General features: G+C 38.1%; 18 protein-coding genes and 1 pseudogene. All 19 read left to right on the forward strand.

Going from position 1 to position 22,636, the window contains the following annotated elements; all coding sequences use genetic code 11:
• Nucleotides 1-199, forward strand: a pseudogene (locus tag RCJ95_RS22730) (amino acid degradation protein); the annotation flags it as partial.
• 171 nt (nucleotides 200-370) lie between these two features.
• Nucleotides 371-1,576: a GGDEF domain-containing protein gene (locus RCJ95_RS22735; protein ID WP_221683423.1), complete on the forward strand. Its 1,206-nt coding sequence runs from the start codon at nucleotides 371-373 to the stop codon at nucleotides 1,574-1,576.
• Nucleotides 1,577-1,684: 108 nt separating this feature from the next.
• On the forward strand, nucleotides 1,685-2,044 hold the full coding sequence (locus tag RCJ95_RS22740; protein ID WP_004269431.1) for an Asp23/Gls24 family envelope stress response protein: 360 nt from the start codon (nucleotides 1,685-1,687) through the stop codon (nucleotides 2,042-2,044).
• Nucleotides 2,045-2,062: 18 nt separating this feature from the next.
• Complete coding sequence (locus RCJ95_RS22745) at nucleotides 2,063-3,712, forward strand: DAK2 domain-containing protein (protein WP_446722807.1); 1,650 nt, start codon at nucleotides 2,063-2,065, stop codon at nucleotides 3,710-3,712.
• A gap of 351 nt (nucleotides 3,713-4,063) precedes the next feature.
• Complete coding sequence (gene sdaAB, locus RCJ95_RS22750; protein WP_004269429.1) at nucleotides 4,064-4,726, forward strand: L-serine ammonia-lyase, iron-sulfur-dependent subunit beta; 663 nt, start codon at nucleotides 4,064-4,066, stop codon at nucleotides 4,724-4,726.
• 14 nt (nucleotides 4,727-4,740) lie between these two features.
• Nucleotides 4,741-5,649 carry an L-serine ammonia-lyase, iron-sulfur-dependent, subunit alpha gene (gene sdaAA, locus RCJ95_RS22755; RefSeq protein WP_202341671.1) on the forward strand — a complete coding sequence of 303 codons (909 nt, stop codon included), beginning with the start codon at nucleotides 4,741-4,743 and terminating at the stop codon, nucleotides 5,647-5,649.
• 162 nt (nucleotides 5,650-5,811) lie between these two features.
• On the forward strand, nucleotides 5,812-6,672 hold the full coding sequence (locus RCJ95_RS22760) for a LysR family transcriptional regulator (RefSeq protein WP_221683425.1): 861 nt from the start codon (nucleotides 5,812-5,814) through the stop codon (nucleotides 6,670-6,672).
• A 287-nt stretch (nucleotides 6,673-6,959) separates the two neighbouring features.
• The gene (locus tag RCJ95_RS22765; protein ID WP_446722808.1) at nucleotides 6,960-8,363 is read left to right on the forward strand and encodes a YfcC family protein; all 1,404 of its coding nucleotides are present in this window, start codon (nucleotides 6,960-6,962) and stop codon (nucleotides 8,361-8,363) included.
• A gap of 12 nt (nucleotides 8,364-8,375) precedes the next feature.
• Nucleotides 8,376-9,527, forward strand: coding sequence for a M20 metallopeptidase family protein (locus tag RCJ95_RS22770; RefSeq protein WP_221683427.1), 1,152 nt, complete (start codon nucleotides 8,376-8,378; stop codon nucleotides 9,525-9,527).
• 33 nt (nucleotides 9,528-9,560) lie between these two features.
• Nucleotides 9,561-10,664, forward strand: coding sequence for a mandelate racemase/muconate lactonizing enzyme family protein (locus tag RCJ95_RS22775; RefSeq protein WP_257521294.1), 1,104 nt, complete (start codon nucleotides 9,561-9,563; stop codon nucleotides 10,662-10,664).
• Nucleotides 10,665-10,797: 133 nt separating this feature from the next.
• Nucleotides 10,798-12,843, forward strand: a complete 2,046-nt coding sequence (gene recG, locus RCJ95_RS22780; RefSeq protein ID WP_446722809.1) for an ATP-dependent DNA helicase RecG — start codon at nucleotides 10,798-10,800, stop codon at nucleotides 12,841-12,843.
• A 132-nt stretch (nucleotides 12,844-12,975) separates the two neighbouring features.
• Entirely contained in the window at nucleotides 12,976-13,548 is a 573-nt protein-coding gene (gene fapR / locus RCJ95_RS22785; RefSeq protein WP_202341667.1) for a transcription factor FapR, read from the forward strand.
• A 2-nt stretch (nucleotides 13,549-13,550) separates the two neighbouring features.
• A complete protein-coding gene (gene plsX / locus RCJ95_RS22790) occupies nucleotides 13,551-14,543 on the forward strand; it encodes a phosphate acyltransferase PlsX (RefSeq protein WP_257521296.1) in 993 nt (330 codons plus the stop codon).
• A gap of 18 nt (nucleotides 14,544-14,561) precedes the next feature.
• Nucleotides 14,562-15,515, forward strand: a complete 954-nt coding sequence (gene fabD / locus RCJ95_RS22795; protein WP_221683431.1) for an ACP S-malonyltransferase — start codon at nucleotides 14,562-14,564, stop codon at nucleotides 15,513-15,515.
• Complete coding sequence (fabG, locus tag RCJ95_RS22800) at nucleotides 15,508-16,254, forward strand: 3-oxoacyl-[acyl-carrier-protein] reductase (protein WP_221683432.1); 747 nt, start codon at nucleotides 15,508-15,510, stop codon at nucleotides 16,252-16,254. Before fabD ends, fabG begins: the two co-directional genes overlap by 8 nt.
• A 58-nt stretch (nucleotides 16,255-16,312) precedes the next feature.
• A complete protein-coding gene (acpP, locus tag RCJ95_RS22805; RefSeq protein ID WP_009371143.1) occupies nucleotides 16,313-16,549 on the forward strand; it encodes an acyl carrier protein in 237 nt (78 codons plus the stop codon).
• A gap of 386 nt (nucleotides 16,550-16,935) precedes the next feature.
• Nucleotides 16,936-17,700: a ribonuclease III gene (gene rnc / locus RCJ95_RS22810; RefSeq protein WP_012293239.1), complete on the forward strand. Its 765-nt coding sequence runs from the start codon at nucleotides 16,936-16,938 to the stop codon at nucleotides 17,698-17,700.
• Nucleotides 17,701-17,703: 3 nt separating this feature from the next.
• Nucleotides 17,704-21,285, forward strand: coding sequence for a chromosome segregation protein SMC (gene smc, locus RCJ95_RS22815; RefSeq protein ID WP_313150384.1), 3,582 nt, complete (start codon nucleotides 17,704-17,706; stop codon nucleotides 21,283-21,285).
• Nucleotides 21,282-22,550 carry a signal recognition particle-docking protein FtsY gene (gene ftsY / locus RCJ95_RS22820; RefSeq protein ID WP_221683434.1) on the forward strand — a complete coding sequence of 423 codons (1,269 nt, stop codon included), beginning with the start codon at nucleotides 21,282-21,284 and terminating at the stop codon, nucleotides 22,548-22,550. The genes smc and ftsY overlap by 4 nt, the downstream gene beginning before the upstream one ends.
• The last annotated feature ends 86 nt before the right edge of the window (nucleotides 22,551-22,636 follow it).

Consider the following 22,636-nt stretch of genomic DNA (forward strand, 5'->3'; position numbering starts at 1 on the left):
AGCATTTGAGCGGAACACACCCGTATGGGGCGATACGTATCATATTCCATTCAAAGAGATGGCGGCATTACAAGGTCCTGTCTTAAATGTCGGCCCATTTGGTAAGGATGCCCATCAAAAAACAGAGAGATTGCATGTGGATAGTGCGTTTAAAGAGATGCCTGTTATGCTTGACACGCTTATTAAAAGCTTATTTTAGCCATATAAATTTTTCGATATTTAATTGAATACAATGTAAAAAGTTGATGCTATAAAGGTATCAACTTTTTTATTTATCAGAAAAATTTAGAATGACTTGTATTTTTCGTTATCATGACGATACATATAGGACATTATAATTATTTGAAAGTGGGCATGAGGAGAGAGCATGATGGAAAATCAAGAAAAATTAGCTTTTTCTATTCGCGAAGAAATGGTTCAGTCGAATTTAAAAGGGATGAGAATAGTTGCTTGGACACTCATGTATGTATCAGCCATTATTTCGTTAATACATTATGGAGAGGTATTTTTTGTGAAGGCGGAAAGAGCCATGGTTCCCGTCTATATTGCCATTCATATTGCCATGTTTTATATAAATGTTGCAGTATTATTATTTATCCGAGAAAAGCGAATTCATATTACTCCTGTTAATATACAGAAGTATGAACGGTTGGTTGTTGTTTATATTTACACAATAATGCTATTGATTACTGCGATATCGGTATTAGATGTTTACTTTTTCCGTCATGCAGCACTGTATGAGGTTATTTTAATCATTATTTGTACGGTATTCGCATTACCTTTACGAAAAATTGTCTGGATTATTTTGCTTTCTGCATCAGCCATTATTGTGAGTGCATATATGAGTGCTGGAATATCGAGTGAAAATATAAAAATTATATTACCCATGTCATTATTAATACCTATTGGTGTAATGATTCAATATCAGACCTATAAGGTTCGTAAACAAATCCATACCCAGCATATTTTATTGAATGAGGAAATGACCAAAACGAAGCGACTATCAGAATTGTTGGCTATTAAAAATAATGAATTGGCAGAGCAAGCATTAAAAGATTCTTTAACGAATCTACCTAATCGACGTGCATTTAATCAAAAATTGAATAAGATAGGACAGCAACTTTATCAAACACAACCTTTAACAGTCATAATGATTGATATTGATTGCTTTAAAAAATTTAATGATTATTATGGACATTTGCAGGGAGATGCTGCAATTGTCAAAGTCGCATCTCTATTGGAGGAAATTGCAGGGAAGTATAATGCATTTGTTGCCCGTTGGGGTGGCGAGGAATTTGTTATGATAAGCCAGCATACTCATAAGGTTGCTGAACCTGTATGTGAAGAAATTTTAGAAGAAATTCGACAACTTAATATCCCGCATTTACAATCTACTATTGCCCAACAAGTTACTGTTAGTATTGGAATGTGTCAAGCTAAAATCGCAAAATATGAGCATTTACAAACATGTTGTGAATTAGCTGACCAAGCGCTATATTTGGCAAAGCAAAACGGACGAAATAACTATTTCTGCAAAATGGCAATTTTTGATGAAGAAGCAAATGCGTCTATTTGAAGTCATAAAACGTTGCTACGAAGCCCTTCAATACCCCCTTAGGTTGCTTAAATTATAACGAAAGTGTTACAATATAGTTTAGTCAAAAAGAGCCAAGGAGGCATTTCTATGTCAATTGAATTAAACAATGAATTCGGCCAAATTGATATTTCAACAGATGTACTTGCACAAATTGCTGGTGGAGCTGCTGTAGAATGCTACGGTATTGTTGGCATGGCATCTAAACATCAAATTCGTGATGGTCTAACTGATATTTTACGTAAAGAAAACTTCGCAAAAGGTGTTGTAATTCGACAACAGGACGACGATTTACATATAGATATGTACATTATTGTTAGTTACGGAACAAAAATTTCGGAAGTGGCTTATCAAGTACAATCGAAAGTGAAATATACAGTAGATAAAACATTAGGTATGAGCGTAAAATCTGTCAATATCTTTGTACAGGGCGTTCGTGTAGCGAATTAAGAGGAGGAACTAAATCGAATGCAGTCTTTAGACGGTATAAAGTTTGCTGAAATGGTACAAATGGGGGCGCATCACCTATACCAAAATGCAAATTATGTAGATTCATTAAATGTTTTCCCTGTTCCAGATGGTGATACAGGTACAAATATGAACTTATCGATGACATCTGGTGCAAAGGAAACAGAGCATGCTGCTTCAGAGCATATTGGTAAAACAGCACAGGCATTATCAAAAGGCTTGTTAATGGGAGCGCGTGGGAATTCAGGCGTTATTCTATCTCAGTTATTCCGTGGTTTTGGGAAGTTTATTGAGAAGGAGTCAATAATTGATGCAAAGGGCTTTGCTGGAGCATTCCAAGCGGGTGTTGATACGGCATATAAAGCTGTTATGAAGCCAGTAGAAGGAACGATATTAACGGTGGCACGTGAAGCTGCGAAAAAAGGTCTAGAAGTAGCAGAAACTGAAAACGATATCATTGCCGTAATGGAAGCTTTTACAGCAGAGGCAAAGGCATCGTTGGATCGTACACCTGACCTACTGCCTGTTTTAAAAGAAGTGGGTGTGGTAGATAGTGGTGGTCAAGGCTTACTATTTGTGTATGAAGGATTTTTAGCTTCCTTGAAGGGGGAGGCTCTTCCGGAGAAAAATGATGCGACGCTAGATGATTTAATCAATGCAGAACATCATAGAGCCCAAGATTTCATGAACACTGCTGATATTGAATTTGGTTACTGTACAGAGATAATGGTACGCTTAGAAGAAGGAAAAGAACCTTTTAATGAAGAACAATTCCGTAATGAATTAAATCCTTTAGGTGATTCTTTACTTGTTATTTCAGATGAGGAAATTGCGAAGGTTCATATCCATTCCGAGCAACCAGGTTCTGTTCTATCGATTGGCCAAAAATACGGTAGTCTTATAAAAATTAAAGTTGATAATATGCGTGAGCAGCATTCAGCAATCGTGGGTGAAGAACATAAAGCGCCCACGCCTACCAAAAAAGTAGAAAAGCATCCGTATGCTATTGTCACGATTGCTATGGGTGAGGGTGTAGCAGATTTACTGCGCTCTATCGGTGCTTCCTATGTCATTGAAGGCGGTCAAACAATGAATCCTTCAACTGAAGATATCGTGAAAGCTGTACAAGAAATCGGGGCAGAAAAAGTATTAATCTTACCGAATAATAAAAATATAGTGATGGCAGCAGAGCAAGCGGTTGAACTATTAGAAATTGATGCAGCAGTTGTTCCTACTAAGACGATACCTCAAGGAATGGCAGCGATTTTAGCGTTTAACCCAGAGGCGGCTGTTGATATAAATAAAAAAACAATGTCAGAAGCATTTGCAAATGTGAAGACAGGTCAAGTTACCTATGCAGTGCGTGATACATCTATTGATGGTGTTGAAATTCGCAAAGATGATTTTATGGCATTGGCAGAAGGTAAAATTGTCCTTTCTACACCAGCACTAAAGGATGCAGCTGAAAAAGTAATTAAGGATTTAGTCGATGAAGATGCTGAGATTGTTACAGTGATCTATGGTGAAGATACAACTGAACAAGCTGCCTCTGAGTTGGTAGCTTTCATAGAAGAGAACTATCCAGATGTAGAAGTTGAATTATTTAATGGCAAACAAGGGTTATATCCATATATTATTTCAGTAGAATAATTACATGCTACTTTGCTATTCCGTAAAGAAAGCAGTGCACAAAACGTGTACTGCTTTTGTTTATGCTACAAAGAGAATGTTGGATTAAATTTATTAAAAACGTACTAAATATGAATCATTCAATGTACGTACCCACAGGATATAAAATTTGGAAATATTGGATTATCAACGCTTTCATAGTTGTGTATATATGGTGCGGACAATAAATGAGCATAAATATTTACTATAAATTATAGTAGTGGTAATTTTCTGAAAGTTGATAAATTAAATGCTTTACTTTTATAGTACCTATCAAGCATGATATAAATAAAAATAAATATTATTATACGGATAGAATAGAGGGGTGTTTGTATGAAGTTTACTTCAGTATTTGATATTATTGGACCAGTCATGATTGGGCCTTCCTCCTCTCATACGGCAGGAGCAGCTCGCATTGGGCGTGTTGCAAGGGATTTATTTGGTAGACAACCTAAATGGGCAAAAATTCATTTATATGGATCATTTGCAGAAACGTATAGAGGGCATGGTACAGATGTTGCAATTGTAGGAGGCTTATTAAATTACGATACATTTGATGATCGCATTAAAACGGCATTTGAAGATGCCAAAAAAGCAGGATTAGAATACGAATTCATTCCTGAAACAGCTAATACTGAGCATCCAAATACGGCTCGACTTGTCATTGGAGACGATGAAGGGGAAATGTCAGTAGTCGGTATTTCAATTGGTGGCGGAAAAATTGAAGTCAGTGAAGTCAATGGCTTTAAGTTACGTTTAACTGGTGGTATGCCAGCTATTCTTGTTGTTCATGATGATCGTGCTGGCTGTATTGCCAATGTAGCCAATTGTTTGGCGATGCATGAAGTCAACATTGGGCATATGGAGGTATCACGTATCGAACGTGGTTTAACTGCTTTAATGGTAATTGAAGTTGATCAAAACATTGAGGATAAGGTGCTACAGCAAATATCTTTAATTCCATATATTACAAAGGTCTCAAAAATTAATAACTAAGGAGGTGTCCCGTGATGGACGTTTTATTTCATAATGTTCGTGAACTTGTTGAACGAGCAGAGAAAGAAGATAAATTAATATCAGAAATTATGATTGAACAGGAAATATTGATAACTGGTAGAACACGTGAAGAAATCATCCAGCAAATGGATCGAAATCTAACAGTGATGGAAGAAGCAATTGAACGTGGATTACAAGGTGTGCAATCAGTAACAGGTTTAACTGGTGGGGATGCCGTATTACTTCAAAATTATATTGCACAAGGAAAGTCACTTTCAGGTGATTTATTATTAGATGCAGTAAGTAAAGCGGTTGCAACTAATGAAGTAAATGCTGCAATGGGAACAATCTGTGCAACACCAACAGCAGGTTCAGCAGGTGTAGTACCAGGAACACTGTTTGCAGTAAAAAACAAACTAAATCCAACTCGTGATCAAATGATTCGTTATCTATTTACGTCAGGAGCATTTGGATTTGTGGTAGCCAATAACGCTTCCATTTCTGGGGCTGCTGGCGGTTGTCAGGCAGAGGTTGGTTCAGCTGCAGGTATGGCTGCCGCTGCTATTGTCGAAATGGCTGGAGGTACACCACAGCAATGTTCCGAAGCGTTTGCCATTACACTAAAAAACATGCTAGGTCTTGTCTGTGACCCAGTGGCTGGCTTGGTTGAAGTCCCTTGTGTTAAACGTAATGCTATGGGAGCATCTAACTCCCTAGTAGCGGCCGATATGGCACTTGCTGGTGTAACAAGTCGTATTCCATGTGATGAAGTAATTGGTGCTATGTATCGCATTGGACAATCTATGAGTCCTAATCTTAAAGAGACGGCACGAGGCGGTCTAGCAGCAACACCAACAGGTAAGGCGATCAGTAAAGCCATTCTTGAAAATGGTGGCTTACAAAGCATTAAAGCCCTTCAATAAAAAATAAGAAACATGCTATCTAAATAGGTAGCATGTTTTTTGTGTTGATGGATAGCTTACTGGAAAGAAAAACCCTCTTACGTACATAGTCGATTTAAGTATAATTAAATTTTAATAAGGGAATGTATTTATCTTAATTATATAGCAGGGACGTGAATAGAGATGGATTTGCGTAATTTGAAAACATTTCATGTTGTTTCAACTTACCTCAACTTTACAAAAGCGGCTGAAATTTTAAATTATAGCCAGCCTACAATTAGCCAACAGATTAAAGCGTTAGAGGAAGAGTTAGGGCATATCTTAATTAATCGAATGGGCAAGAAAATGTTTCTTTCTCAAGTAGGAAAAATAGTAAAGGAACATACAGATCAATTATTTGGGATTATTGAAGAAATGGAACAGGATTTGAAGAATTTCGAAAAGCCATTTGGTCATTTGACAATCGCTGCACCAGAGTTTTATTGTGGCTATTATTTATCGCATATTATCGGCTCGTTTTTAAAACAGTACCCTCAGGTAAACCTAAAACTTCTTTGTGCCAATAGTAAAGAAACAGCCAAACTTGTGAGTTCAAATCAAGCAGATATAGGTTTTGTAGCTGGACACCCTAGTTACGCTGGTGTAGAGGGGATTTTATTGGAGGAAGAGGATTTAGTATTGGTTGGAAATCCGCTTATTATAAAGGATCGTAATGTGCAGGAAATATTCGATGATTATCCCTTTATAACCTATGGAATGGATGACTGTATTGTCAGCTGCCTGCAAGAAATTAAGTGTAAGCCACAAACAGTAGTGGAATTTGGAAGCGAGGAAGCAATTAAGAGAGCAGTATTGGAACAAGTGGGTCTAGCCTTGTTGAGTGATATTATTATACAAAAAGAGGTAACCAAAGGGAGTCTTCAAGTTCTGTACCGATTCCCTAAAAAGTTACCTACCTATTTAATTTTTCCACAAAATGCTAAAACATTTAGTAATGTAAGCACATTTATTGATTTAGTTAAAGATACTTGGAAAACAATTTAATTAGTTTGTATATCGAAAAATGAAAAGAATGTTGCAGCCTGGTGAAACCGCAGGGATGTAACGTTCTTTTTCATTTTTGGATGTATCCCGATGAATTTATATGTAAATTTATCAATAGTAACTATTTAAAATAGTAATTTTTTATTTATTTTTTTATCAATTACAATGAATAAGACGGAAATTTCAAAAAAAGGGGATGGCTTTTTATGTTGGAGAGATATGTTACGCATTGATAGTGGTCATGAAAATTTGTTTTTAATCAATGATTCAACTAAGGAGGATGGCGAATGAGTAAATTTATAGCTAATAAAGAAATAGAGCAACAAAAAGGAATTAATGTTTATGTGTTAATCTTTTGCCTTATTGTTGTATCATCCATTTTAACGTATTTTATTCCAGCTGGTTCATTTCAACGGGAAGAAGTTAATGGACGTCAAGTGATTCAACCTGGGACATTTAGTTTTACAGATATGAACCCCATTGGCTTTTTAGATATTTTTAGCAGTGTACATTCTGGCATGATGCAAGGAGCAAGTATTATTTTCTTCGTATTGATAGTAGGAGGTACCTTTGGAATACTATCAGCCACAGGAGCATTAGAATCCTTTATCGCCATGCTATCTGTAAAAATGGCTAAACGCGAAATGTTAATAATACCAGTATTAATGTTGTTTTTCGCCTGTGCTGGGTCATTAATGGGGATGTCTGATGAAACGATTGTATATGTAGGGATTCTTGCACCGCTTGCTGTTGCCCTAGGGTTTGATGCAATTACAGGTTTTGCTATTGTTATTCTTGGTGCATCTGTCGGATTTTCGGCAGCTGTTATGAATCCGTTTACAGTAGGAATAGCACAAGAGATTGCGGGCTTGCCTTTATTTTCGGGAGTTGCTTTTCGAATTGTCATTTTTATTGTCTTATACACAGTAGCAACAATATATGTTTATCGCTATGCAAAAAAAGTGAAAAACAATCCTGAACTTGGATTTTATGGAAATTCCCGCAATGATGAGGGTGATTTCGTACAGGGGAATTCGAAAATGGAAATCAGACATAAGCTTGTTATGGCTACATTTCTTTTGAATTTTATCGTATTGATGTACGGGGTTGTAAAACTAGGTTGGTACATTACTGAAATAGCTGGTTTATTTTTATTGTTTGGTATTTTAATGGGTATTATTGGCAAATTATCACCTTCGCATATTGCTAATTCATTTATGAAGGGTGCAGGGGATTTAGTTGGTGGCGCTCTTATCATTGGGTTAGCTCAGTCTATTTTAGTGATTTTCAATAACTCAGGATTGATTGATACAATTCTCTTTTACACATCTGCATTACTTGATTCAGTTCCACCTGTACTAAATGCAGTAGGGATGTTTATTTTTCAGTTATTTTTAAATTTTTTAGTACCATCAGGAAGTGGACAGGCTGCCTTAACGATGCCAATTATGGCGCCTTTATCAGATATGATTGGTGTTACAAGACAAACAGCCGTACTTGCCTATCAATTTGGAGATGGTATGTCGAATATTATTTTCCCAACAGTAGGTTTTTTAATGGCGGGATTATCAATTGCGGGTATCCCTTGGGGTAAATGGATAAAGTGGATTTTTCCGTTTATGCTTATTCAAGTAACAGTTGCGGTAATATCGCTCATCATTGCACAAGTCATACAATACGGACCTTTCTAAAGGAGTTTAACAATGGAAATAATGAATATAAAAAAATTAACAGAAAAGGCAATAGAGGATCGCCGTCATCTGCACCAATACCCAGAGCTTTCTGGGGAAGAATACGAAACAAGTGCGTTTATTCGCAAAAGACTAGAGGAGTTAGATATAGAAATTCTAGATTATGAGCCTCCAGGTGTAGTGGCATTTATAAAAGGGACAAAGGGAACAAAAACTATTGCATTACGTGCCGATATAGATGCCTTACCTATAAAAGAAGAGGGAGACAAACCGTACATTTCAGACAGGCAAGGTGTTGCTCATATGTGTGGCCATGATGGTCATACTGCGATTTTATTAGCAGTTGCAACATGGGTAAGCTTAAATAGAGAGAAAATCGAGCCGAATATCAAGCTTATATTTCAATCGGCAGAGGAAATCACCCCAAGTGGTGCTGATTTATTAATTCAAAAAGGTGTGTTGGAAGATGTAGATGCTATTTTTGGCATTCACTTATGGCAAGGTTTAGAGAAAGGAAAGATAGGTTTAACACATGGGCCGATGATGGCTTCTATTGATGATTTTGAAATTATAATTCAAGGGTATGGTGGCCATGGATCAATGCCACATGAAACAATTGATCCTATTTATATAGCCAGCCATTTAATGCAAGCTTTTCAAAGTATCATAAGTAGAAATGTCAATCCTATCGATGCGGGTGTCATTACAGTTGGTAATATACAAGCGGGAACCACTTATAATATTATTCCTGATACAGCAAAATTAACTGGAACGATCAGAGCATTGACACCGAACACTGTAAAAATCATTAAAACGAAAATGGTAAGTTTAACAGAAGGAATTTGCCGAGCATTTGGAGCAGAAGGAAAAATCGATTTTATTTTAGGAACACCTCCGCTCGTCAATGATCCAACACAATCGCGATTTATTGAATCGATTGTACGGGAACAATTTGGAGATACCGCATTTAAGGTAGTCGAACCAGTCATGGGTGGAGAAGATTTTTCTTATTATTTACAACATAAGCCTGGAGCATTTGTTTTTGTAGGTATGGGTGGTGACAAAAGCCAATATCCACACCATCATCCACGATTTGATCTAGATGAAGATGTTTTCCCTGATGCGATTCAACTATTTATAAATATTATCTTGCAACATAAATAATCAGACTATTTATACGAAAAGGAGTTTTACATCGTGATAAAAAAGATTGAAGTGTTTGCAGCACGTTTACAATTAAAGGAACCATTCGTTATTTCTTATGTTCATTTAGATGATATGCCAACTATTCTTACCAGAATAGAGACGGATGAGGGTGTAGTTGGCTGGGGCGAAGCTGTGCCTGATCAAAATGTGACGGGTGAAACTTGGGAGAGCACGTATCACGTTATTAAACATGAATTAGCACCATTATTGATTAATGAAGATCCATTTGCAGTAGATCGTATTCATAAAAAGTTTAATGAAAAAATTGATGGAGTCCCTTCAGCAAAAGCCGCATTGGACATTGCGCTCTATGATTTAATGGGGAAAATGACTGGTCAACCAGTTTATCAATTAATTGGTGGAAAAGCACATGAGGAATTACAGGTGCCAAGAGTAATTAGTATTAAGAGTCCAGAGGAAATGGCTCAAGATGCAAGTGAATTTGTAAAATCGGGTTTCCGTAATATTAAAATTAAGGTTGGTACAAATGCTGATTTAGATATTGCTCGTATTCGTGCGGTAAGAGAAGCAATAGGTGATGAGGTGCAACTGCGGGTAGATGCCAATCAAGGTTGGAATAGGATGGAGACACTAAAAGTAATTAGAGAAACTACAACTTGTCATGTAGATTGGTACGAGCAACCAGTAAAAGCACATGATTTAAGAGCGTTAAAAGAAATTAGAGCCCTTTCACCTTGTAGTATTATGGTAGACGAGGGTGTTCATACTATTTATGATTTAGTCGATGTCATAGAAATGCGTGCTGCGGATATGCTAAATATAAAATTGATGAAATCAGGTGGAATCTATCCAGCTCTAGCTCTTGCAAGTCTTGCGGAGGCTGCAGAGATGCCTTGTCAAGTAGGCTCTATGGTTGAATCAGCAATCGGAACAATGGCTGGGGCACACCTAGCCATCAGTAAGTCGATAATCCATACAAACGAGATGGTCGGACCATTAATGTTTGTAAAAGATGTGGCAAATGTTACATACTATAAAGACATCCTGCAGTTAAGCGATAAAGCTGGATTAGGAATAGAAGTTGATGAGCAATATGTGAAAGAAATTACATGTTTCTCCTGTGAAATTAAATAATCAAAAGCTTAACCCTATCAATCATTGGTAGGGTTTTTGCTTATGTGTAGGGTTAGTGAAATAATTTATGGTAAATTAGATAGAGAGAGTATAACACTACATAAACAATCAATGAAGGGAGTTGTGGGATAAGATGACTGAATTATATGGACCCGTCAATGAATTAAAAGGCGTCGGGAAAGAAACAGCAGCCCATCTTGAATCACTAGGAATCAATACAATAGCTGATTTATTATGGACGTTCCCACATCGACATGAAGATTTTCGTTTAAAAGATTTAGCACAAACACCACATAACGAACGGGTTACAGTTGAGTGTAAGGTGGAGCGGGAGCCTACGATTTTATTTTTAGGTCGCAATAAGTCAAGACTCCAAGTAACTGTTTTAGCAGGAAGACATTTAGTGAAAGTCGTATTTTTCAATCAGGGCTATTTAAAGCAAAAGCTTGTACCTGGTTCCATTATTACGGTGACTGGTAAATGGGATCGTGGTAGACAAGTAATCAATGGCACTTCAGTTACATTTGGTCCTAAAACAGATCAAGTTGACTTTGAGCCTGTCTATAGTCTGAAAGGTTTGATCCCCCAAAAAAGATTTCGAAAATATATGCGACAAGTGTTAGACGATTGTGGGGAAGTACTGCCAGAGACCATTCCATATTATTTACAAGAGTCGTATAAGCTTGTTTCAATAAGAGAGGGCTTGGAGGGTATTCATTTTCCACTGAATGCTGAACATGCTAAACAAGCAAGGAGACGCTTTGCCTATGAGGAGCTATTAAATTTCCAATTGCGTATTCAAGCTTTACGGAAAATAAGGAAGGATAGTGAACACGGTACAGTTATTCAATTTAATGTGCATAAGTTACGAGATTTTATCGCTTCCTTACCCTATGAATTAACGAATGCTCAAAAGCGCGTGGTGAATGAAATTTGTAAGGATTTGAAGGAACCACATCGAATGAATCGCTTGCTACAAGGGGATGTAGGTTCAGGTAAAACCGTCGTAGCAGCAATAGGGCTATATGCGGCCGTAACAGCAGGTTTTCAAGGCGCCTTAATGGCACCAACTGAAATATTAGCGGAACAGCACTTAGAGAATTTGAAAGAATGGTTCCAACCATTTGGCGTTCGTGTTGCACTCTTATCCGGATCCACTAAAACAAAAGAGCGACGTGCGATATTAGCTGATTTGGCAAATGGAGATCTTGATATTGTTATTGGTACACATGCACTAATCCAGCCAGATGTTATTTTTCATAAACTTGGCTTTATCATCACGGATGAACAGCATCGCTTTGGTGTGGAGCAACGACGTATTTTGCGTGATAAAGGGGAGAATCCCGATGTGCTTTTTATGACAGCTACCCCGATACCACGAACATTAGCTATTACTGCATTTGGGGAAATGGACGTATCGATGATTGATGAAATGCCAGCAGGGCGTAAGCAGATTGAAACGCATTGGATGAAGAAAGAACAATTCGGCTCCGTTTTATCTAAGCTAGAAATAGAGTTAGCGGCTGGAAGACAAGCCTATGCGATTTGTCCGCTTATTGAGGAATCTGATAAGCTTGATGTTCAGAATGCTGTGGAAATTTATGAGCAGCTAGCGACTTATTTTAAAGAACGTTATCATGTCGGTTTAATGCATGGGCGTTTATCAGCTGATGAAAAAGATGCGGTTATGCGTGCTTTTAGTGAAGGGACTATTCAAGTTTTAGTTTCTACAACCGTTGTAGAGGTAGGAGTAAATGTACCAAACGCTACCTTTATGATTGTCTATGATGCTGAACGCTTTGGCTTAGCACAGTTGCATCAGCTTCGAGGTCGCGTTGGTCGTGGTGAGCACCAATCATACTGTATCTTACTTGCAGATCCTAAGTCTGATGAGGGGAAAGAACGTATGCAATCGATGACAGAAACAAATGATGGTTTCCGTTTAGCTGAAAAAGATCTTGAATTAAGGGGGCCAGGAGACTTTTTTGGTAGAAAGCAAAGTGGTTTACCTGATTTTAAAGTAGCTGATTTAGTACATGATTATCGTATATTGGAGACCGCTAGAAAAGATGCCTCAGAAATGCTTGAAACAAAAGCGTTTTGGCAGGATGACGACTATCAATACTTGCGTAAAATGCTAGAAGATACTGGTGTTTTACAAGGAGAGCGCTTCGATTAATGTGGGAAGCTTGTTAGCAAAGAAAGAGTGTAAGTACTTGATTTCAAAACAAGTCTTGCATTCTTTTTTTATACTCTATATACTGATATTAGTACCAAGTGCTAATAACAACTCAAAAGGTGGCGAATGAAGTTGAGACGAACGAAAAAAGAGCGACAGCGACTACTATCTGAAACGATAGCTGAAAATCCATTCGTCACAGATGAACAGCTAGCAACACAGTTTCAGGTAAGTGTCCAAACAATTCGTTTAGACCGTATGGAATTATCAATACCAGAATTACGCGAGCGAATTAAAGACGTTGCTTCAAAAAGCTATGAAAATGAAGTGAAATCTCTCCCGATTGATGAGGTCATTGGGGAGATAGTAGATATTGAATTAGATCATCGAGCACTCTCGATTTTTGATGTACAAGAAGAGCATGTTTTTCAGCGTAATGGCATCGCACGTGGGCATCATTTGTTTGCGCAAGCAAATTCATTAGCGGTTGCAGTAATTGATGACGAACTAGCATTAACCGTACATTCCAATATTACGTTTGTGAAACCTGTACGAGCTGGAAATCGTGTTATTACAAAAGCGATTGTTATCGGACGAGATGAACAAACACATCGAACAAAAGTTGAGGTAACATCTACCGTTAATGGTGAAACCGTTTTTGTTGGTGAGTTTGATATGTACCGCACGAAAGGTAAAGGTGAGTAACAATGAAATTAGCGCTTGATGGAATGGGTGGAGACAATGCACCAAAATCAGTTGTTGAAGGTGCACTTTTAGCATTAGAGCAAATTCCAAACTTAGAAATTCAACTATATGGTCATCAAGATAAGCTGGAACCATTTTTAAAACAACATGATCGATTAAAGGTTATACATTGTGAGGAAGTAGTAGAAGGAACTGATGATCCTGCCCGTGCTGTTCGTAGAAAAAAAGATTCTTCAATGGCGCGTATGATGGATGCTGTTGAAGAGGGTAAAGCAGATGCTTGCCTTTCTGCAGGCAATACAGGGGCCCTGATGGCGGGTGGCCTATTTAAAGTAGGTCGCATTGAGGGAATAGCCAGACCAGCATTAGCTACAACGCTACCAACATTAGACGGTAAAGGGTTTTTAATGCTTGATTTAGGGGCGAATGCAGATGCTCGCCCAGAGCATTTAGTGCAATATGCCATTATGGGAGATATTTATGCTAAAAAGGTTGGAGGTTTACAAAAACCTCGAATTGGCTTATTAAATATCGGTACCGAGGATAAAAAAGGGAATGAATTAACAAAAGCTACCTTCGAATTATTGAAGGAAGCAGATTTTAATTTTATTGGAAATGTAGAAGCACGTGATTTACTTGAAGGAGTAGCTGATGTTGTTGTAACAGATGGCTTTACAGGAAATATGGTGTTGAAGTCTATTGAAGGGACAGCAGGTGCTTTATTTTCTATGTTAAAAGAGGCCTTTATGTCTTCAACGAAAACGAAAATTTCAGCAGCGCTCATGAAAAATAATTTACGTGACTTAAAAAATAAAATGGACTATACAGAATATGGTGGCGCAGGATTGTTTGGCTTACAAGCACCTGTTATTAAGGCACATGGATCATCAAATGCAAAAGCGATTTTCAGTGCCATTCGACAAGCCAATACGATGGTAGAGCATACGGTTATTTCGACGATTACCGAGACAGTACGCCACATAGAAATTGATTAAGCAAAGGGGATTATTCAAATGACAAAAATAGCATTTATTTTTCCAGGACAGGGTTCACAAGTAGTTGGAATGGGTCAAGAATTTGTTGAGAATGCTGCAGAAAGTAAAGCATTTTATGATCGCGCAGATCAAGCTCTTCAATTTGAATTATCTAAATTAATGTTAGAAGGTCCAGCAGAAGAGTTAACACTGACATATCATGCACAGCCAGCACTACTTACTACTGGTGTAATGGTGGCTGAAAAGTTACGCGCAGCAGGTATAAAACCACACTACGCAGCGGGCCATTCACTTGGAGAATATGGTGCATTGGTGTTAGCAGGTGTTATGTCATTTGATGATGCCGTGTCAATCGTGCATAAACGAGGTCTTTATATGAATGAAGCTGTGCCAGCAGGACAAGGCGCAATGGCGGCAATTTTAGGAATGGAACTAGAGGCATTGAACGAGGTAACAGAGCAGGTATCAGCATCAGGTGACTCTGTTCAGGTGGCTAATGTGAATTGTCCAGGACAAATTGTTATTTCGGGCACTAAAGAAGGTGTGGATAAAGCAAGCGTTGCTGCTAAAGAAGCTGGAGCAAAACGAGCAATACCTTTAGTTGTAAGTGGTCCCTTCCACTCTGATTTAATGCGTCCATCTTCAGAGAAACTGCAAGCAGCATTGGCAGAGATCTCTTTATCTGCACCTGAAATTCCTGTAATTGGCAATGTGATGGCGAAGGAATTAAAAGATGTAGCAGCAATACAACAAGAGCTAGTTGAACAGGTATACAGTGCTGTTCAATGGGAAGCTTCTATGCGTGAAATGCTTGCGCAAGGTGTTGACGTTTTTATCGAATGTGGACCTGGTAAAGTATTAAGCGGTCTCTTGAAAAAAATTGATCGCTCTGTTGCAGCTTATTGTGTGTATGATGAAGCTTCGTTAGAAGCAGTTTTAGAAGCGTCGAAGGAGTGGTCAATCAATGCGTAAATTAGAAGGAAAAGTAGCCGTTGTAACAGGAGCTTCAAGAGGGATTGGACGTGCTATTGCTTTAAAGCTTGCAGATGAAGGTGCTAAGGTTGTTGTGAACTATAGTGGCTCTCAGGCAAAAGCAGAAGAAGTAGTAGCGATGATTCAAGAAAATGGTGGCGAAGCAATTGCTGTACAAGCTAGCATCTCTCAAACAGAAGAAGTGACAGCATTAATGGATGCTGCTGTGAAAACATACGGCTCCCTTGATATTTTAGTGAATAATGCTGGTATTACAAGAGATAACTTGATCATGCGTATGAAAGAAGACGAATGGGATGATGTATTAAATACAAACCTTAAAGGTGTTTTCCTTTGTACGAAAGCGGTCACACGTCAAATGATGAAGCAACGTGCAGGTCGCATTATTAATATTTCTTCCATCGTTGGTGTAGCAGGTAATGCTGGTCAAGCGAACTATGTTGCGGCTAAAGCAGGTGTAATTGGACTAACGAAAACGACGGCAAAGGAATTAGCTTCTCGTAATATTTTAGTTAATGCTATTGCACCAGGTTTTATCGAAACAGAAATGACAGAACAATTGCCAGAGGATATCAAACAAGGTATGCTAACACAGATTCCTCTTGCGAAACTTGGTCAGCCAGAGGATATTGCAAAAGCAGTAGCTTTCTTAGCATCGGATGACGCAAATTATATGACTGGACAAACGCTTCATATTGATGGCGGTATGGTCATGTAATTTCAATTAGGCATATACGCTGATTTTTTGTATAATCATTTGAGGGGAGGTGAATCATTTGTCTACAGTATTAGAACGCGTAACAAAAGTAATCGTGGACCGTTTAGGTGTGGAAGAAAGCGAAGTAACGCTTGAAGCTTCTTTCCGTGATGATTTAGGTGCTGACTCATTAGACGTAGTTGAGCTTGTAATGGAGCTTGAAGACGAATTCGATATGGAAATTTCTGATGAAGATGCTGAAAAAATCTCAACAGTAGGTACTGCAATCTCATACATCGAAAGTAAATTAAACTAATTTCGTTTAAACTTTATTTAGTGAAAATAGATCACCTCTAATGGTGTAATGGTCATCGTAATCATACAATGGTTTTATGGTAGCTTGAATAAAGTAGAAATTACTTTTTCTGCATTCCTTGTTTGAAGGAACAGATTCAATGAATGAAGATGTATTTAAAGGGACGAAATGGATCGGTTTTCGATCTATTAACGTCCCTTTTTTATGTTAAAAATCTAATGACAGTCAGCTTCAAAATGCTCTCTAATGGGAGATGCATGCTGAATTAAGAGGGATTTTCGGAAAAATTTCCAAAACATTGTGTTTAAGCCGAAATACTTTTGCATAAACGCCCTGAAAAAGGTACACTAAAACGGTAGAAACTATTAGGAAGGCAGATTTGTTCAATGGCTATGAAAAGAAAAGGAACTATGCAGAAATCTGGCGTACTTCCTGAAAAAGTACGCAACCAATTTGAGCTGTTACAGCATGAATTAAATATCACATTTATTAATAAAAATTTATTGTACCAAGCATTCACGCATTCATCTTATGTGAATGAGCATCGCCGTAAATTATTTACGGATAATGAGCGTCTGGAATTTTTAGGAGACGCAGTACTTGAACTGTCTGTTTCTAAATATCTTTTTGAGAAATACCCAAATATGAGCGAGGGTGAGTTAACAAAGCTAAGAGCTTCCATTGTATGTGAGCCATCACTAGTGATTTTTGCTAACGAGCTAGGCTTTGGACGCTTTGTATTACTTGGAAAAGGTGAGGAATTAACAGGTGGTCGGGAACGTCCAGCGCTGCTTGCAGATGTCTTTGAGTCATTTGTAGGTGCACTCTATTTAGATCAAGATTTACAAACGGTCGTGTCATTTTTAGAACGAATCGTGTTCCCAAAAGTAGAAGTCGGTGCTTTTTCGCATGTGATGGATTTTAAAAGTCAATTGCAAGAAATGGTACAGCAAACGAATAATGGACTTCTTCATTATGAGATTATCGATGAAAAAGGCCCAGCACATAATCGTACCTTTGTATCAAGCGTATTATTAAATGGACAAGAGCTTGGTATTGGTCGTGGAAAATCAAAAAAAGAAGCCGAGCAGCAAGCTGCACAATGTGCAATGCGGATGATGCGTGAAGAAGCTGCAAAAGAGGAGGCTTAATAGATGTTCCTAAAACGACTAGAAGTGATTGGCTTTAAATCTTTTGCGGAACGCATTGGAATTGATTTTGTACCTGGTGTTACAGCCGTTGTTGGACCAAATGGCAGTGGAAAAAGTAATGTCACAGATGCGATTCGTTGGGTACTTGGGGAGCAATCGGCAAAGTCGTTACGTGGAGCAAAGATGGAAGATGTTATTTTCGCTGGGAGTGACTCTCGTAAGCCACTCAACTTTGCAGAGGTAACACTTATTTTAGATAATACTGACGAGCAACTTGCTTTTTCTTATACAGAAGTCAGTGTAACAAGACGCGTATACCGTTCAGGTGATAGTGAATATTTATTAAATAACCAACAGTGTCGCCTGAAGGATATTACGGACTTGTTTATGGATTCAGGACTTGGGAAAGAGGCATTTTCAATTATATCTCAAGGTCGTGTTGATGAGATTTTAAATAGTCGACCTGATGACCGACGTTCTATTTTTGAAGAGGCTGCTGGCGTTTTAAAGTATAAAATAAGAAAGAAAAAAGCGGAGCATAAGCTTGTTGAGACAGATGAAAATTTGTATCGTGTATTAGACATTCTCCATGAATTAGACAACCGATTAGAGCCGCTTGAAATGCAGGCATCTAGTGCAAGAGATTATGTACAAATGTCTTCTGAGCTAAAGGATTTTGATATTGCCATTCTTGTGCATGATTTTAAAAATTGTGCACAATCTTTGCATGCGCTTAAAGAGGAATTTTCGAAGCTTTCTGCAACAGAGTTAGAACAAGCTCAAAGTATTTCAATGATTGATCAAAAGACCGCCAACATACGTAAGCTATTAAAAGATCTAGATGATTATTTGGATGTGTCGCAGGCTGAGCTTGTCAATGCCACTATGGAGGTAGAGCGTTGGGATGGTCGTAAGGCATTGATGGCTGAAAAACGCCAAAATGCATCGAATCAACTATTACAACTGAATACAACATTACAAGAGGCTAAGGCGGAAGTAGAATTACTCCTGGTTCAAGAACAGGAGAAAAAAGAAGTGTTTTCCGAGAAGCAACAAGCCGTATCAGTGTTAAAGCAGAGCATCAAGCAGTTAGAACAATCATTAAATCGGTCTGTGACAGAAATCGAGGAAGAAATAGAAAACTATAAAAATCGATATATTGATTCATTAAATGAAGAAGCAACAGTGAAGAATGAATTGAAAAATATCGATCAGCAATTAGCTCAACAAAAGGCAATGGCGGCAAAAATGTCCGATCAAACAGATGAAATTGGACAAGAGCTTATGCAAATCATTGCTGAAAAAGAAAAGTTAGTGGTGGAACATGCCTCGACAACCAATGATTTACAGAAAAAATTAGAGCAATATGAAACCTTACAAATACAGTTGAAAAATGTCAATATTTCTTTTAGCGAAAAACAGGATATGTTGTACAAAGCGTATCAACACCAACAACAACTAAAGGCTAGAAAAGATACATTAGCTGAACTCGAAGCTGATTTTTCTGGGTTCTTCCAAGGTGTTAAAGAGGTCTTGCTTGCTCGAGATAAAGGTGATTTACAAGGTATTGAGGGTGCTGTAGCAGAGTTAATCCAAGTTGAAGGAAAGTATTCACAAGCGATTGAAACAGCTTTAGGTGCTGCCTCTCAACATATTGTCACAACCAATGAGCGCCATGCGCAACAGGCTATTCACTGGTTAAAACAAAAACGGGCTGGACGTGCTACTTTTTTACCGAAAACAGTCATGAAATCACGCAAAATTAATCCAGGAACTATTCAGCTAGCAACTGAACATCCTGCCTTTGTTCAAATGGCAGATGCACTTGTCACTTTTAATGAAGACAATCGAACAATTGTTGAAAATCTATTAGGGAATGTGATCGTGGCATCAAATTTAGAAGGTGCAAGTCAAATTGCCCGATTATGTGGTTTCCGATACCGAGTTGTCACACTTGAAGGAGATATTGTTAATGCAGGGGGTTCCTTAACAGGTGGTGCACTGAAACAGCAATCCTCACTCTTTACAAGAAAAGCAGAGTTAGATGATTTAATCATTAAGCTAGAATCGTTACAGGCTTCCATTTATAGTGCTGAACAGGCTGTTGCAGCCGAAAAAGAGAAGCTTGCAGTACTGCGAGATCAAGTAGAGCAATTAAAGCTTGAAGGAGAGCAATTACGAAAAGATGAGATGCAACAGTCAAGTCGTATTCGTGAGCTAGAAGTCGTAGAAAAAAGCTTATCGGCTAGAGTAACCTTTGCTTCAACTGAAACAAAAGATGTAAAAACACGTGAGGAAGCATTGTTAACACAAAAGCAAGCAGCAGAGGAGCGCTTAAATACCCTTGCTGTAGAACTTGTCGAAATCAATGAAACTGTCGAACAATTAAGTAAGGTAAAGTTACAGGGGGAGACAGAGAAAGATGTCTTACGAGAACAGCTTGCCGAAAAACGTTCACAGCTAGCGGTTATGCAAGAACAAATGTCACAAGTTCAAATTACGACTGCTGAACTGGCACTGCAATTAAACAAAGCACAACAAAAAGTTAAAAATATTTCTCAGGAAATAATGTGGCTTCAATCTGATGAATCGACAAATCATTTAAGTGATGAAGAGGTCGAGGAACAGGTTGTGACATGGAAAGCAAGAAGAGATGCCTTACAAGAGACTATTTCTGAAAAGAAAGAACAGAAAATAGGACAACAACAAGAACTCTCTACATTAGAAGAACAACTCAAGGAACTACAGCGTATTCATAAAGGATACCTTGAAGCAATTCGTGCCAATGAGTTAAAACGTAATCGTGTAGAATTTGAAATGGATAATTTTATCGAACAACTCGAAGAAAATTATCAGTTAACATTCGAAGAGGCTGAGAAAGAAGCTCTGGCAATAGAAGATGAAGAGTTTGTGCGAAGACGTGTTAAATTGTTAAAAAGATCCATTGAAGAGCTAGGACCTGTTAATTTAAGTGCGATTGAGGAATATGATAGAGTACTAGAACGTCATACTTTCTTAACTGAACAACGAGAGGACTTGCTTGCTGCACAGGAAACATTACATGAAGCAATCAAAGAAATGGATGAAGAAATGACGTTGCGCTTTAGTGAAACGTTTTACGCTATTAGAGAGCAATTTAAACGTGTTTTCCGTGAATTGTTTGGCGGGGGGCAAGCTGATTTGGTTTTAATTGACCCACAAAATTTATTGGAAACAGGCATTGAAATTGTAGCACAGCCTCCAGGGAAAAAATTACAGAATTTAAGTTTACTTTCTGGTGGGGAGCGTGCACTTACGGCCATTGCTTTACTATTCTCCATCTTAAATATTCGACCTGTACCATTTTGTATTCTGGATGAGGTAGAGGCGGCTTTAGATGAGGCGAACGTTGTGCGTTATAGCCAATATTTGAAAAAGTTTAGTCTCGACACACAATTCATTGTAATTACTCATCGTAAAGGAACAATGGAGGGAGCTGATGTCTTGTATGGTATAACAATGCAAGAATCAGGTGTGTCGAAACTTGTATCAGTAAAACTAGAAGATGAACCCGTACTTGCGGAGCAAAGGAGCGAACAAGCATGAGTTTTTTTAAACGTTTAAAAGATAAATTAATGGGTAATCCAGCAGAGGAAGAGAGGCTAGACCCAACAGACAAAGAACAGGAATCCGACCATTTGGAGCCGGAGCTTGAAGAATCAAACGCCATTGAGACCGTTGATCTAAAAGTGTCTGAACAAGATGAAGCATCACCTGAAATGGCGATTGTGAAAGAAGCCGAAGTGGAAGCTGAGCCCTCACCTGAAATAGAAGAAGCACAGCTAGATGTTCAAGAGCTAGCAGTAGTAGAGGATGAACCACTGGAAGAGAAAAAGCCTTCTGCTTGGTCAATAACACAAAAATTCAAGGCTGGTCTTGAAAAAACACGTAATTCCTTTACATCAAAAGTGAATGACCTTGTTGCACGCTATCGTAAAGTGGATGAGGATTTCTTTGAAGAATTAGAGGACTTACTATTACAGGCTGATGTTGGATTTGAAACTGTCATGGAACTCATGGATAAACTGCGTTATGAGGTGCAACGTAAAAATATTAAAGATACAAATGGCATCCAAGCAGTGATTTCTGAGAAGCTTGTAGAAATTTATGAGCAAGGTGAAGAAGATTTAATTGAACTAACTATGCAGCCAGATGGTGAACTAACTGTTATTCTATTTGTTGGCGTAAATGGTGTTGGGAAAACAACAACGATAGGTAAGCTAGCGCACCGTTTAAAATCTCAAGGGAAAACGGTTGTATTAGCTGCGGGTGATACGTTCCGTGCAGGTGCTATAGATCAATTGCAAGTATGGGGAGATCGTGTTGGTTGTGAGGTTATTAAACAATCAGAGGGCTCTGACCCAGCGGCAGTCATGTATGATGCGATTCGTGCAGCAAAAAACAGAAAAGCGGATGTGTTGATTTGTGATACAGCTGGACGCTTGCAGAACAAAGTGAACCTAATGAATGAGCTTGAAAAAGTTCATCGTGTTATTTCACGTGAAATTCCAAATGCTCCACATGAAGTATTATTAGCATTAGATGCTACAACTGGCCAAAATGCGCTTGTTCAAGCACAAACATTTAAAGAGGCAACGAATGTGACAGGAATTGTTTTAACAAAGCTAGACGGTACTGCTAAAGGGGGTATTGTTCTTGCTATTCGTAACAAGCTGCACATTCCTGTGAAATTTGTGGGTCTTGGTGAGAAAATGGATGATTTACAGCCATTTGATGCCGAACGATATGTCTATGGACTATTTGCTGATGGTTTGGATAAGGAACTACAAAATAATGATGAGAACAGCTAACAGTGGCTGAATAGTTTTATATTGATTGCCATTTATTTCTTCTCTATTGAGAAAGCTGGATGCTTAGTTTGCTTCAGTTTTTGAAC

This window comes from Lysinibacillus sp. BSL11 (assembly GCF_052928325.1).